Origin of the sequence: Antarcticibacterium sp. 1MA-6-2, from assembly GCF_021535135.1 — a bacterium.
Lineage (GTDB): Bacteria > Bacteroidota > Bacteroidia > Flavobacteriales > Flavobacteriaceae > Gillisia.
The window spans coordinates 2,990,446-3,003,362 of record NZ_CP091036.1; the positions used below are offsets into that span (position 1 = coordinate 2,990,446).

The 12,917-nt window shown below is 38.0% G+C and carries 16 protein-coding genes and 3 pseudogenes; all 19 read left to right on the forward strand.

Going from position 1 to position 12,917, the window contains the following annotated elements; genetic code table 11:
* The first annotated feature begins 65 nt into the window (after positions 1 to 65).
* Positions 66 to 910, forward strand: a pseudogene (locus tag LZ575_RS22680) (DUF5687 family protein).
* Positions 911 to 942: 32 nt separating this feature from the next.
* On the forward strand, positions 943 to 1,185 hold the full coding sequence (locus LZ575_RS22685; protein ID WP_255702631.1) for a DUF5687 family protein: 243 nt from the start codon (positions 943 to 945) through the stop codon (positions 1,183 to 1,185).
* A gap of 26 nt (positions 1,186 to 1,211) precedes the next feature.
* A complete protein-coding gene (locus LZ575_RS22690) occupies positions 1,212 to 1,469 on the forward strand; it encodes a DUF5687 family protein (RefSeq protein WP_255702632.1) in 258 nt (85 codons plus the stop codon).
* A 16-nt stretch (positions 1,470 to 1,485) separates the two neighbouring features.
* Positions 1,486 to 2,199, forward strand: coding sequence for an ABC transporter ATP-binding protein (locus tag LZ575_RS15235; protein ID WP_235325342.1), 714 nt, complete (start codon positions 1,486 to 1,488; stop codon positions 2,197 to 2,199).
* Positions 2,200 to 2,302: 103 nt separating this feature from the next.
* Positions 2,303 to 3,322, forward strand: a complete 1,020-nt coding sequence (locus tag LZ575_RS15240) for a lipopolysaccharide assembly protein LapB (protein WP_235325344.1) — start codon at positions 2,303 to 2,305, stop codon at positions 3,320 to 3,322.
* Between the two features lie 129 nt (positions 3,323 to 3,451).
* A complete protein-coding gene (locus LZ575_RS15245) occupies positions 3,452 to 4,132 on the forward strand; it encodes a hypothetical protein (RefSeq protein WP_235325346.1) in 681 nt (226 codons plus the stop codon).
* Complete coding sequence (locus LZ575_RS15250) at positions 4,089 to 4,871, forward strand: hypothetical protein (RefSeq protein ID WP_235325348.1); 783 nt, start codon at positions 4,089 to 4,091, stop codon at positions 4,869 to 4,871. Before LZ575_RS15245 ends, LZ575_RS15250 begins: the two co-directional genes overlap by 44 nt.
* Positions 4,872 to 4,883: 12 nt before the next feature.
* Positions 4,884 to 5,294: a polymer-forming cytoskeletal protein gene (locus tag LZ575_RS15255; protein ID WP_235325350.1), complete on the forward strand. Its 411-nt coding sequence runs from the start codon at positions 4,884 to 4,886 to the stop codon at positions 5,292 to 5,294.
* Positions 5,263 to 5,490 (forward strand): AtpZ/AtpI family protein, encoded by a 228-nt coding sequence (locus LZ575_RS15260; RefSeq protein ID WP_235325352.1) that lies wholly within the window; start codon positions 5,263 to 5,265, stop codon positions 5,488 to 5,490. The genes LZ575_RS15255 and LZ575_RS15260 overlap by 32 nt, the downstream gene beginning before the upstream one ends.
* Positions 5,491 to 5,499: 9 nt before the next feature.
* Positions 5,500 to 5,883 (forward strand): hypothetical protein, encoded by a 384-nt coding sequence (locus tag LZ575_RS15265; protein WP_235325354.1) that lies wholly within the window; start codon positions 5,500 to 5,502, stop codon positions 5,881 to 5,883.
* A gap of 136 nt (positions 5,884 to 6,019) precedes the next feature.
* Complete coding sequence (gene atpB / locus LZ575_RS15270; protein ID WP_235325356.1) at positions 6,020 to 7,105, forward strand: F0F1 ATP synthase subunit A; 1,086 nt, start codon at positions 6,020 to 6,022, stop codon at positions 7,103 to 7,105.
* 23 nt (positions 7,106 to 7,128) lie between these two features.
* On the forward strand, positions 7,129 to 7,359 hold the full coding sequence (atpE, locus tag LZ575_RS15275) for an ATP synthase F0 subunit C (protein ID WP_006989078.1): 231 nt from the start codon (positions 7,129 to 7,131) through the stop codon (positions 7,357 to 7,359).
* 87 nt (positions 7,360 to 7,446) lie between these two features.
* Positions 7,447 to 7,941, forward strand: a complete 495-nt coding sequence (locus LZ575_RS15280) for a F0F1 ATP synthase subunit B (RefSeq protein WP_235325358.1) — start codon at positions 7,447 to 7,449, stop codon at positions 7,939 to 7,941.
* Positions 7,942 to 7,945: 4 nt separating this feature from the next.
* Positions 7,946 to 8,179, forward strand: coding sequence for a F0F1 ATP synthase subunit delta (locus tag LZ575_RS23875; RefSeq protein ID WP_311195819.1), 234 nt, complete (start codon positions 7,946 to 7,948; stop codon positions 8,177 to 8,179).
* Positions 8,124 to 8,504 carry an ATP synthase F1 subunit delta gene (gene atpH, locus LZ575_RS15285; RefSeq protein WP_311195820.1) on the forward strand — a complete coding sequence of 127 codons (381 nt, stop codon included), beginning with the start codon at positions 8,124 to 8,126 and terminating at the stop codon, positions 8,502 to 8,504. Before LZ575_RS23875 ends, atpH begins: the two co-directional genes overlap by 56 nt.
* Before the next feature lie 41 nt (positions 8,505 to 8,545).
* Positions 8,546 to 10,127: pseudogene (gene atpA / locus LZ575_RS15290) on the forward strand (F0F1 ATP synthase subunit alpha).
* Between the two features lie 116 nt (positions 10,128 to 10,243).
* Positions 10,244 to 11,102 (forward strand): annotated as a pseudogene (atpG, locus tag LZ575_RS15295) (ATP synthase F1 subunit gamma).
* A 258-nt stretch (positions 11,103 to 11,360) separates the two neighbouring features.
* Entirely contained in the window at positions 11,361 to 11,657 is a 297-nt protein-coding gene (locus LZ575_RS15300; protein ID WP_235325360.1) for a hypothetical protein, read from the forward strand.
* 77 nt (positions 11,658 to 11,734) lie between these two features.
* On the forward strand, positions 11,735 to 12,910 hold the full coding sequence (locus LZ575_RS15305) for a lipopolysaccharide biosynthesis protein (protein WP_235325362.1): 1,176 nt from the start codon (positions 11,735 to 11,737) through the stop codon (positions 12,908 to 12,910).
* The last annotated feature ends 7 nt before the right edge of the window (positions 12,911 to 12,917 follow it).

Genomic DNA, 12,917 nt, shown 5'->3' on the forward strand with positions numbered 1-12,917 from the left:
CGCTGGAGTGGAAGTCATTTTTTAGATCGGCCAGTGTAGGAAAAAGCATCGGACTAAAAATTTTGATGGCATTACTGGCGGTGTACTTCGCTACTATCTTTCTTTTGGCGGGAATTGGACTTTACCCTTTTTTAAAGAATTATTTCCCCAATGAGGATCCTTTACTGGTCGCTAACAGGTTTGTTCTCGTATGGCTATGCCTTGAGCTTTCCCTAAGGTTTTTTCTGCAGACCTTACTGTTCTGGATGTGAAGCCGCTGCTTATTTTGCCTGTACGAAAAAGAAAAATTGTCAATTTTGTTTTGCTGAAGTCTCTTTTTTCCTTCTTCAATTTTCTGCCGCTTTTAATAATTCTTCCCTTCGGAATATTTAATATTTATAAGAGCGATTATTCAACAGAATTAATAGTCGTTTGGATGATAGCAATGCTGGGGCTGACGTTATCAATTAACTACGCTAATTTCATTATCAAAAAACAATTTACTGAAAATTTAAAGGCATTAATTCCCGTAGTTACTGTAGTAATAGTAATGGCTCTACTGGATTATCTGCAGATCTTTGGAATTACATCCTGGTTTGGAAATTTACTTAATCTTATTTTTATATATCCCTATTTGGCTTTAGTTCCTCTGGCTATTCTTATATCACTATTCTATTGGAACAGAAAAAATCTGGAAACCAGGTTCTATCTGGATGGAACCCTCCAGGAACGTTCAAGAGGCGTAGATACTAATGAATTTTTATGGACCAGAAAATTTGGTGATTTGGCTCCTTACCTGCAGCAGGATCTAAAAATGCTTTGGAGGAATAAACGTCCAAAGGCGACACTTTATTTATCCTTGCTCTTTTTAGGATATGGTCTAATTTTCTATCCCAATGAAGCCTACCACGATACACCTAAGCATTCCTGATATTTGTAGGAATTTTTATTTCGGGAGTTTTTATGATCAACTTCGGCCAGTTCATTCCTGCCTGGGACGCATCTCATTATCCTATGATCATCTCCCAAAATATTCCGCTTAATAAATATTTAACTGCTAAAGCCTCTCTTATCACCTTTAGCATAATCGCACTTACAATACTGGCAACTCCTTATATTTACTTTGGATGGCGCATATTTGTAATTAATCTGGTTTGTGCAGTTTATAATATTGGAGTTAATATTCCTATACTTTTATATGCTTAGGCTCTTTTAACAGAAAACGTATAGATTTGGATAGAAGTCCCTTTATGAATTACCAGGGAATGGGAGCTATACAGTGGCTGGTGGCATTACCGCTTATAGTTATCCCTGTCCTCCTTTTCTGGCTCTTTAATAGATTTATATCCTATGAAAGTGGGGTGGCATTTTTATTTATGTTAGGACTTCTGGGATTAATTTTTCGTAGCCACATTATAAATTTTATTGCACAGGTTTACAAGAGGAACAAATATGTAATGATTCAAGGATTTAAAGAAAAAGGAGAATAAAATTGATTGTACAAAAATGATTACGGCTACTAATTTATCAAAGGCTTATAGTGGAGCAAAAGTTCTTAATATAGAACATCTTGATATTCCTGAAGGCCAGAGTTTTGGTTTGGTGGGAAATAATGGAGCAGGAAAAACAACTTTTTTTAGCCTTTTGCTGGACCTTATCCAACCCACCACCGGAAGCATTTTCAACAATGAAATTACCGTAAACCAAAGTGAGGAGTGGAAAACCTTCACCTCCTCCTTTATCGATGAAAGTTTTTTAATAGGGTATCTTACTCCCGAAGAATACTTTTATTTCATTGGAGAAATAAGAAAGGAGAATAAAGCCGATGTGGACGCTCTCCTTAGTACTTTTGAAGATTTCTTTAACGGTGAGATCATTGGTCGGAAAAAATATCTCAGGGACCTGTCAAAGGGAAATCAGAAAAAAGTAGGAATAGTTGCTGCTCTCATAGGTAATCCAAAAGTTGTAATTCTGGACGAGCCATTTGCAAACCTTGATCCTACCACACAAATAAGATTAAAAAAAATAATTAAAGACATGGCGGCTGCAAAAGACACAACTTTTCTAATCTCCAGCCATGACCTTATTCACGTTACTGAAGTCTGTGAGCGTATAGTGGTGCTTAATAAAGGGGAAGTGGTAAAAGATATTATTACTTCTGAAGCTACACTTAAAGAACTGGAGACTTACTTTTCAGGGGAAACGCAGATGGAGGTTTAATCTTCTCTCTTGTCTAATACGGTAGAAAATCAAAAAGAAATGTACTTTAGCATACTAAATCAGCCGTATCAGAGTTATTTATTTTATCCGGAACTTATTGATTTTGAATAAAAATACCATTGGGATCTCCTGCATTCTTTTGTTGATAATCTTTTCGGGTTGTTCCCGAAAGAAAGATAAATTCGTCAACAGGAGCTGGCACGCAGTTACTACCGAATACAATACCCTCTACAATGGAGGACTTGCCCTGCAGCAGGGAAAAGAGCAAATCGCACAGACTTACCTGGATAATTTCTGGCAATTGCTACCTGTTGAGAGGATGCAGATTTCTGAAGAAATCCGTTTACCGGGTGCTGAAACAAATGAATTTTTTAAAGTTGCTGAAGAGAAAGCCACCAAAGCAATCCAGAGACATTCCATGCTTAAAGAAGGACGCGAAAAGAATCCTCAAATTGATGAGGCTTACCTCCTCCTGGGAAAAGCAAGGTATTATGATCAGCGTTTTATTCCGGCACTGGAAGCTTTTAATTACATCCTCCATAAATATCCTGCAAGCAACACGATCAATCACGCTCAAATCTGGCGCGAGAAGACTCATATGAGGCTGGAAAATGATCAATTGGCGATCAAAAACCTGAAAAAACTGATTAAGAACGGAGAAATGGATCGGAAGGATGTGGCTGATGCCAATGCCATCCTTGCCCAGGCTTATATAAACATCGGTTCTCTTGATAGTGCGGTGGCACCTATTAAAACTGCTGCTGTTACTACAAAAGATGAAGACGAAAAAGGCAGGTATTTTTATATCCAGGGGCAGTTATACAATTACCTCCAAAAGCGGGACAGTGCAAATATGGCCTTTGACAAGGTTATTGAACTAAACCGTAAAACTCCCAGAGAATATTTGATTAACGCCCGCCTTGCCAAAGTTAGAAACTTCAATTTTTCTGAAGGTGATCCAAAGCTGTTAGAAGATTATTTGCTGGAATTGGCTGAAGACAGGGAAAACAGGCCGTTTCTGGACAAGATCTATTTTCAGCTCGCGGAATACTACAGCCACGTTGATTCTACTGCACTGGCAATAGATTTTTATAACGTCTCTCAGAATTCCTTCAGGAGATAATTTCCTGCAATCGGTGAATTACGAGACCCTCGGGAACATCTACTTTGACAATGCTGAATATCGGGTTGCTTAAGTGCTTACTATGATAGCACCCTCACTAAAATACCCAATACTACCCGGGATTATTTTGTGATTAGGCGAAAAAGAGATAACCTCCAGGAAGTTATTATGTATGAAGAGATCGTTGAGAAGAACGATAGTATTCTAAGATTAGTGGAAATGACTGAACCTGAAAGACTCGAATATTTCACCGAATATACCAATGGGCTTAGAGAAGTAGCCATAGAAGAGGCGAAACTGGGTGCAATGGCAGAACCTGTTGCGGAAATGCCAATTGCTCGACGACCAGCTGGCCCTCCCAGACTGGGGAATGCAGGTGCTCCGCCCGCTCTTGGCGCTCCTGTAAGCAACACCTTTTACTTTTACAACCCCGCAAGAGTAGCTACGGGAATGAGAGAATTTCTGGCTATTTGGGGGCCAAGGGAACTTCAGGATAACTGGAGGATAGAATCGGGCAATATAGCTCGTGGAGTAGAAGGGGGAATTGATGAGGTTTCAGAATTAATTATTGCCAATAACCCTCAGTTTAATCCGCAAACTTATCTGGAAAGAATTCCGCAGGATAAAAGAGTTGTTGACAGCCTTCAGGCACAACGAAACAATTCCTACTATAGGCTTGGACTTATCTACAAAGAAAAATTTAAAGAAAACAGGCTGGCTGCAGAAAGGCTGGAAGGACTTTTAGATTATACTTCCGAAGAAAGACTTGTTTTGCTTAGCTTCATACTACCTCTATCAAATTTATACTGAAGAAGAGGATTTGGCCGAAGCTGAAAAGTATAAAAGTTATGTCCTTAAAAATCACCCTGACTCCCGTTATGCCGCCGGAATAATAAATCCCGGAAAGGCTATTGACATGGAAGACACCGCTGAAAATAGCTACAAAAGATTATATGCACTATTTGAAGCAGGTGAATTTGAACAGGTATTACAGCTGGGGAAAAATTTCGCGGAGCAGTTTAATGATGACGATTTACTTCCAAAAATAGAATTGCTCACAGCTACTGCTACAGGGAGGTTGTATGGCTTTGAAGCTTATAAGAAGCAGCTTAATGAAGTTGCTCTCAATTATCCTCAAACAGAAGAGGGTAAAAAGGCTCAGGACTTATTGACAACCGCTTTACCACGCCTTGAAAGTGATAAATTTAATTTTAGTGGAAAGCCTGCCAGTGTAAAACTTTTATATTCCTTTCCGGCTTCTCAAAAGGATGTGGCTCTTCAGCTTAAGCAAAAAATTGATTCAGCAATAACCTCCCTTAACTACAAAAATTACAGTACTTCCCTAGATGTTTATAATATAGATACTACTTTTGTGGCTGTTCATGGATTAGAGAATCCTGAACGCGCAGGAGGTTTTGCAGAACTGCTTCAGGTAAATAAATCTTACGAAATTGAGAAGGAACCTGTAGTTATTTCTACGGAAAATTATCGGGTGCTTCAGCTGCACAAAAATTTTCAGGCCTACCTGGAACAACAAAATAATCCTTAAAACCAACTACGGATGTTTAACAACCCTACAAAGCCAAAATCGTCTTCAGAAACAAGCAAGGAACAAAACAGGATTTCTGCGGGAACTGTGATTACTTATGATATTGTAGCCAAAGGCGGTTTTCGGGTAGAAGGAACAATTAGAGGTAATGTAACTACTGCAGGAAAAGTTGTAATTAGCAAAGGCGGACTAATTGACGGCACTTTGATTTGCCAAAATGCCGATTTTGAAGGAAAATTTTCAGGAAAGCTAACCGTGCAGGAAACTCTTACCCTTAGATCTGCCGCTGTTATTGAAGGAGAAGTTACTGCGGGTAAACTGGCCATAGAACCGGGAGCTACGTTTAACGCTACCTGTGAAATGAAAGGAAATTTGAAAACTCTTCCTAAAGATGGCTCAAAACAAAAAGAACGCTCCGCCTGATAAGTACCTGGAGTTCGTCAACATTGCGATCCAAATGGGCATTATTATAGCTGCCGGAGTTTTTATCGGCATTTGGCTGGACAAAAAATATCCTAATGAATACTCGGGCTTTACGATAGGAATATCTCTTCTAGGAGTGTTTATTGCACTTTATCAGGTAATTAGAAAAGTAACACAAATGAGTAAAGACGATTAAAATAAATAGATGAAGCAGCAATTCCTAAGGTTCGTTGTCAAATTAATTCCTTTAACTCTTGTTCTCTTCCTCATCCAGTATGTTTTAATAAATTATTTTCTAAAGGAAACCAGTCTCTACTATTCGACTTATTCTATTTATCTCTTCCATTTTTTTTCAACTTTAATTATTTATGGATTATTGATCCTGGTTCATCATCATTTTAAGGATAAGACAGGTTTTGCTTTTATGGGAGCAGGCCTTATTAAAATGTTTGCTGCCATTGTTTTTCTGCTGCCAATGTTACTTAACAATACTAGTAGCGCCTTTTTCAATCTTCTCACTTTTTTCATTCCTTATTTCCTTTACCTGGTCTTTGAAACTTTTTATGCCGTAAAACTCATAAATTCTTAATAACTGTTTGTCTTTCAATAAGCTTCATAAAAAGGGGAAATGAGGCAAAAAAAATAATTCGGGGCTTTTAGATAAAAATTAAAAGCATACCTTTGCACCGAAATTTTGAGCCCACAATTATAAGTTTAACAGGACTATGACAGCACAAAAATCTTTTAAGATTATAGTGATATTTGCACTGGCGATGCTTCCTTTTTTATCTTTTTCTCAGGAAGAAGGCAGTGCCGTAAAGGAAACTGCAGAAGCATTTAATGCCACAGATATGATCATGCATCACATTGGTGACGCTCACGAGTGGCACTTTTTTGGTGAAGGTGATCACTCCTATACTTTACCTCTTCCTGTTATTCTTTTTACGGATAATGGTTTGGTGACATTCATGTCAAGTGAATTTCATCACGATACTGAAGGTGAGCACATCGTAGAAAAGGACGGAATGAGTTTTGTGAATTACCACGAAAAGATCTACCAACTTGAAGATGGCGCGACAGAAGTTCGGTTTGATGAAGAACACCATCCTGTTAATGCTACTACTCCCTGGGATTTTTCAATAACCAAGAATGTTGCTGCTATGTTTATAACAGTAATATTGATGCTGTTTTTATTCTTTAAACTTGCAAATTACCATAGAAAAAACTCGCAGGCTCCTAAAGGAATGAATAATATTCTTGAAACATTGGTGTTGTTTGTAAGAGATGATATTGCAATTCCACAAATAGGTGAGAAAAAATATATGAAGTTTATGCCATTCCTCTTAACGGTATTTTTCTTCATCTGGATCACGAATTTATTGGGTCTTTTACCAGGAGCTGCTAACGTTACAGGTAATATTGCGGTAACTGTTTCCTTAGGTCTTTTTACTTTGGCGTTGATCCTTATTAACGGAAACAAAGATTTTTGGAAACACACCTTCTGGATGCCTGGAATTCCAACTTTTGTAAAACCTATTCTTGCAATAGTTGAGGTGATGGGCTTATTTATAAAACCTATTGCACTTATGATACGTTTGTTCGCTAACATAACTGCAGGACATATTATCATCTTAAGTTTACTCGCATTAATATTTATACTGGAAAGCGCCGGGGTAGCAGGTATTTCTGTTCCGTTTGCACTTTTCATTACAGTATTGGAATTGCTGGTTGCATTCCTACAAGCGTTTATTTTTACAATGCTGTCTGCCCTGTTTATAGGGATGGCGGTTGAGGAACATGAACATCATTAATTTTAATTTTTAATTTAATTACTATGGAGTATTTACACATTGGACTTGCAGCATTAGGAGCTGGTCTTGCAGTTATTGGAGCTGCTATTGGAGTTGGTAGAATCGGTGGATCTGCAATGGATGCTATCGCACGCCAGCCAGAGGCTTCTGGAAAAATCCAGACTGCAATGATTATTGCTGCGGCTCTTGTAGAGGGTGTTGCCCTTTTTGGAGTTGTTGCTGCATTACTTGGGGTACTTACTGTACCTGCTTAGTCCTAAGAAGTTAAACCTGTTCGTAACGGTTGGTTGCGAACAGGTTTTAATTAAAGTTATTGATTAAAACCTTTATATATAAATACTATGGATTTAATAACTCCTGAAATTGGCTTGTTTTTTTGGCAGACCATCGTTTTCCTGGTCTTAATCTTCTTAATGGCAAAGTTTGCCTGGAAACCAATTCTTGGTGCTGTAAAAAAGAGAGAGGATTCGATTAATAATGCATTGACTTCAGCTGAAGAAGCCAGAAGAGAAATGCAGAATCTACAGGCTGATAACGAAAAGTTGTTACAGGAAGCCCGCGTAGAACGTGATTCTATTTTAAAAGAAGCACGCCAGATAAAGGAAAAAGTAATTGCCGATGCTTCTGCTGAAGCTCAGAAGAAAGCCAATGAAATAGTTGCACAGGCACAGGTTACGATCCAGAATGAGAAAAATGCTGCTATGGCTGAAATTAAAAATCAGGTAGCTTCTTTGTCTCTTCAAATTGCAGAAAAAGTAGTTCGTGGTGAATTATCCAACAAGGACAGGCAGGAAAAGCTTGTAGAGGAAATGTTGGAAGATGTTACTTTAAACTAAGAATATGATAGGAACCAGGGCGGCACAGAGATATGCCAGGGCAATTTTAGATCTTGCAAAAGAACAAAAGGTGTCTCAGTTGGTGGTTAAAGATATGGAGACTATCTCCAAAACGGTTACATCCAGTAATGAACTACAGGATGTGCTTGCAAGCCCGGCTGTGAAAAATCAGCTAAAAAAGAATGCTCTTAGGGAAATTTTTAAGGACGCCTCATGCTGTAACTTTGGGTGCATTTGATCTTTTGTTAGAGAATAATAGAATTTATCTTCTTAAATATGTAGCTCAACAATATATTCAGCTATATAACGAAGAAAATAATATTCAGCTGGCCACAGTAACGACTGCTATTCCATTAGATACGGTTATTGAGGCTAAGATTCAGAAGAAGATCCAGGAGTTAACTTACAATAGTGCAAAGATCACTAATGTAGTAGACCCTGATATAATTGGAGGTTTCATCCTTAGGATCGGAGATCTTCAGTACAATGCCAGTGTTGCACGCAGCCTGAAGAATTTAAAACGAGAGTTAAAAAACGATACATACATTTCAAAATTAAATTAAAACGGGTGTGCTGTTAAGCATACCATTTTATTCTAAATATTATGGCCGAAGTAAATCCTGCTGAAGTTTCAGCAATATTAAAAAGACAACTTTCAGGTTTTGAAGCAAAAGCTTCTCTTGATGAGGTAGGAACTGTTCTTACTGTAGGGGATGGTATTGCCCGTATCTACGGATTGGGAAATGCACAGTACGGTGAACTTATTGAATTTGAAAGCGGAATTGAAGGAATCGTTCTAAACCTTGAAGAAGATAATGTTGGGGTAGTAATTCTTGGAGCTTTTAAAGAAATAAAAGAAGGATCTACTGCTAAAAGAACTGAGCGTATCGCTTCTATTAGAGTAGGAGAGGGTATAACAGGAAGGGTTATTGATACTCTTGGAACTCCTATTGATGGAAAAGGTCCTATTGAAGGCGAAACTTTTGAAATGCCTTTGGATAGAAAAGCACCCGGAGTAATTTACAGAGAACCTGTAACTGAGCCATTACAAACCGGAATTAAGGCTATTGACGCAATGGTGCCCGTAGGTAGAGGTCAAAGAGAACTTGTAATTGGTGACCGTCAAACAGGTAAAACAGCTGTTTGTATTGACACCATCCTAAACCAGAAAGAATTTTATGATGCAGGGGAACCTGTATTTTGTATATATGTTGCAATTGGGCAAAAAGCCTCTACTGTTGCTGTATCGCAAAGGTACTTGAAGACAGGGGTGCTCTTGCCTATACTACAATAGTTGCTGCAAACGCATCAGATCCTGCTCCTATGCAGGTATATGCACCGTTCGCGGGAGCTGCAATTGGTGAATATTTTAGAGACACTAGTCGTCCTGCATTAATTGTTTATGATGATTTGTCTAAACAAGCTGTTGCTTACCGTGAGGTGTCTTTGTTATTACGTCGCCCACCGGGACGTGAAGCATATCCTGGTGACGTTTTCTTCCTTCACTCAAGATTACTTGAGCGTGCTGCGAAGATCATTAACGATGACAAGATTGCAAGCGAAATGAACGATCTTCCGGATTCTATTAAGCACCTCGTAAAAGGTGGCGGATCTTTAACAGCTCTTCCGCTTATTGAAACTCAGGCTTGAGTGACGTTTCTGCATATATCCCGACAAACGTAATTTCGATTACAGACGGACAGATATTCCTTACTTCCGATTTATTTAACTCCGGGGTACGTCCTGCAATTAATGTAGGTATTTCTGTATCGCGTGTGGGTGGTAACGCTCAGATTAAATCAATGAAGAAAGTAGCGGGAACGTTAAAACTTGACCAGGCGCAATACCGCGAGCTTGAAGCTTTTGCTAAATTTGGATCTGACCTTGATGCTGCTACACTAAGTGTTATTGAAAAAGGTAAGAGAAACGTGGAGATCTTAAAGCAGGCTGAGAATGACCCTTACCCTGTAGAAGATCAAATCGCTATCATTTTTGCAGGATCTAAAAATCTTTTGAGAGCTGTTCCCGTGGACAGAATAAAAGAATTTGAAAGAGAATATCTGGAATTCCTTAATATGAAGCACCGTGATACGTTAGATGGTCTTAAGGCCGGAAAACTGACTGACGAGATTACAGATACGTTAACCAACGTAGCTAAGGAACTTTCAGCGAAGTATAAGAAGTAGTATTGAGTATAGAGAATTGAGTATTAAGTAACTCTTTTTCTGTTTCAAAAATCGAATTTTAAGTATTGAGAATTAGATCTAACGTCTAATATCTCAATACTCAATACTAATAAAAAATGGCAAACTTAAAAGACTTACGCAGCAGGATTACCTCCGTTTCTTCAACGATGCAGATCACCAGTGCCATGAAAATGGTTTCTGCTGCGAAATTGAGCAGAGCGCAGGATGCTATTACTGCAATGCGTCCTTATTCTGAAAAATTGACGGAATTGCTGCAGAATCTTAGCGCGACTCTGGAAGGTGACGCCGGAAGTAAATATTCAGAAAAAAGAGAGGTAAACAATGTTCTTATTGTGGCTATTTCTTCTAACCGTGGATTGGCAGGTGCTTTCAATACCAACATAGTTAAAGGTGTAAGGCAAATGATCGCCAATCAATATGCTTAAAAATGTGGAGGTATTAACCCTTGGGAAAAAGGCAAATGACGTTCTGAAAAAGGAGTATAAAATTTCTGAGAACAACACTGCCATTTATGATAATCTGGATTATGACCACGTTTCGGAAATAGCGGAAGCTTTAATGAAAATGTTCGTAGAGGAAAAATATGATGAAATAAGGATTATCTACAATCAGTTTAAAAATGCAGCGACGCAAATTGTTACTACCGAACAGTTCTTGCCAATTGAGCAATTTGAAGCTGATGAAAATGTTACTTTAGAATATATCTACGAACCTTCAAAAGAGGAAATTGTAAAGGACCTTATACCAAAATCATTGAAAATGCAGCTGTTCAAAGCAATGAGTGATTCTCTTGCTGCGGAACACGGGGCACGTATGACTGCGATGCACAAGGCTACTGATAATGCTACTGAATTGAGAAATTCTCTAAAGTTATCTTACAACAAAGCAAGGCAGGCATCTATCACAAACGAAATTCTGGAAATCGTTGGTGGTGCTGAAGCTTTAAATAATTAACGGGAATTATATTCCCCTCATATAATTGAAGACCCTGCTTTAAAGAGCAGGGTTTTTATTTGGCAGGCTATTTGGTTTAAAGGAACCAAATAAGAATGTTTCAAATGAAAAAATACTACTATACTTTCGGATTTGTTTTTGCTGCTCTACTCATAATCCTATTGTGCAGGATATAAAGGATTTGAAAAAGATGCTCCCGCCGAGTTTCAACCTGCTTATTATACTGAAGACGCAGCCTCCCTGCAGTTGTTTATTCCCATGAGCGTAGTTCCCACAAAGGACGTTACTTTCAATAGCGTTTACTTTAGAGGAAGAAAAGCAGGCCTTCAGGAGGATCCTAATCGGCCGGGATCCTATATGGCCAATTTCGACAAAGGAAAAGCTGATTATGTAATGCATTCAGATCCTAAAAAAGAATACGGCAACAAAATGCACGAAGCTGTAGAAAAGATCCCATTTGAACTGGAGAAAGATGAGGCAGTAATAGTCTTTTCTGAAGGAGGAAAAGAAAAGTTTTACAAGCTCCTGGGGATAAAGGATCGTTCACCTCAATAAAAGATAAAAAGCAGGACAGTTTTAGTTTAGTTTGTTTAGAAATTAGGATATTTATCCCCTAAACCAAAACTCCCTCTTTGAGTACCTTAAAACGGTTTTTCCAGGATACCATTATTTACGGTTTTGCAACGGTCTTGCCGCGGCTCATGAATTTCATCCTGGTGCCATTGCATACGGAATATTTAGGTCCCGCAGGATATTCTATTAATACTACATTCTACGTTTGGGCTACTTTTTTTAATGTGGTACTTACATTTGGAATGGAAACTGCCTTCTTCAGGTTTTTCAGTCATTCTGAAGAAAAATCTAAAGTTTTTTCAACCTCATTTATTACCCTTACCATTACCACTGTCATTTTTTTCTTTCTGGTTTTTATTTTCAGGGAGAACATTACGGCACTGGTAGACCTGGAGCCTGTTTATTTTAATTATCTATTGGGAATTCTTGCCCTGGATACACTTGTTGTAATACCCTTTGCATACTTAAGGGCTACTAATCGACCAGTAAAATTTGCTATAGTTAAAGTACTCAACATTGCGGTTGTAGTAATACTCAATTTCTATTTTTTCTGGTTTGTCACAGAATATCCTCAGTTATCACCAGATCTTATTCTTGCTAATTATTCTCAGGAGGATAAGGTGGGATATATTTTCATAGCCAATCTTGTTGCAAGCTTAATCACTTTTTTGATTCTGCTTCCTTATTTCTTCAGAACTAAAATTGATTTCAGCATAATTATTTTAAAACAAATGTGGAAGTACGGCTGGCTTATTATGGTTGCTGGTCTGGCCTTCTTTGTAAATGAGAACCTGGATAAGTTGCTGATTAAAGAAATGATTTCTGATGAAGTAATGGGAGCATACGCGGGATGTTATAAATTGGCGGTGTTTATGATTATCTTTATACAGGCATTTCGAATGGGTGCAGAGCCTTTCTTCTTTAACCATTCCAAAAATGAAAACGCAAGGGAAACTTATGCTGTAATTCTCCAATATTTCGTGGTATTGGGAAGTTTAATTTTAGTGATCCTAGTAGTTTATATTGATTTCTTTAAAAGATTATTGATAAGAGATGAAGAATACTGGATTACCATTGCAATTGTTCCTGTTATTCTGCTTGCAAACCTGTTTTTGGGAATTTATCACAACCTTTCAGTTTGGTATAAGCTTACAGACAAGACAAGAATAGGAATGTATATTTCTATCGTGGGTGCTGTAATAACTATTCTTTTAAATATATTTTTAATACTGTAATAGGCTT

Bases quoted from the DNA above. Each gene is read 5' to 3' on its own strand.
- atpB (WP_235325356.1), top strand. From the start codon at position 6,020: ATGACAGCACAAAAATCTTTTAAGATTATAGTGATATTTGCACTGGCG.
- LZ575_RS23875 (WP_311195819.1), top strand. From the start codon at position 7,946: ATGATAGGAACCAGGGCGGCACAGAGATATGCCAGGGCAATTTTAGAT.
- LZ575_RS22685 (WP_255702631.1), top strand. From the start codon at position 943: ATGATCAACTTCGGCCAGTTCATTCCTGCCTGGGACGCATCTCATTAT.
- atpH (WP_311195820.1), top strand. From the start codon at position 8,124: ATGCTCTTAGGGAAATTTTTAAGGACGCCTCATGCTGTAACTTTGGGT.
- LZ575_RS15300 (WP_235325360.1), top strand. From the start codon at position 11,361: ATGAGCGTAGTTCCCACAAAGGACGTTACTTTCAATAGCGTTTACTTT.
- LZ575_RS15260 (WP_235325352.1), top strand. From the start codon at position 5,263: ATGGCTCAAAACAAAAAGAACGCTCCGCCTGATAAGTACCTGGAGTTC.
- LZ575_RS15235 (WP_235325342.1), top strand. From the start codon at position 1,486: ATGATTACGGCTACTAATTTATCAAAGGCTTATAGTGGAGCAAAAGTT.
- atpE (WP_006989078.1), top strand. From the start codon at position 7,129: ATGGAGTATTTACACATTGGACTTGCAGCATTAGGAGCTGGTCTTGCA.
- LZ575_RS15255 (WP_235325350.1), top strand. From the start codon at position 4,884: ATGTTTAACAACCCTACAAAGCCAAAATCGTCTTCAGAAACAAGCAAG.
- LZ575_RS15265 (WP_235325354.1), top strand. From the start codon at position 5,500: ATGAAGCAGCAATTCCTAAGGTTCGTTGTCAAATTAATTCCTTTAACT.
- LZ575_RS15280 (WP_235325358.1), top strand. From the start codon at position 7,447: ATGGATTTAATAACTCCTGAAATTGGCTTGTTTTTTTGGCAGACCATC.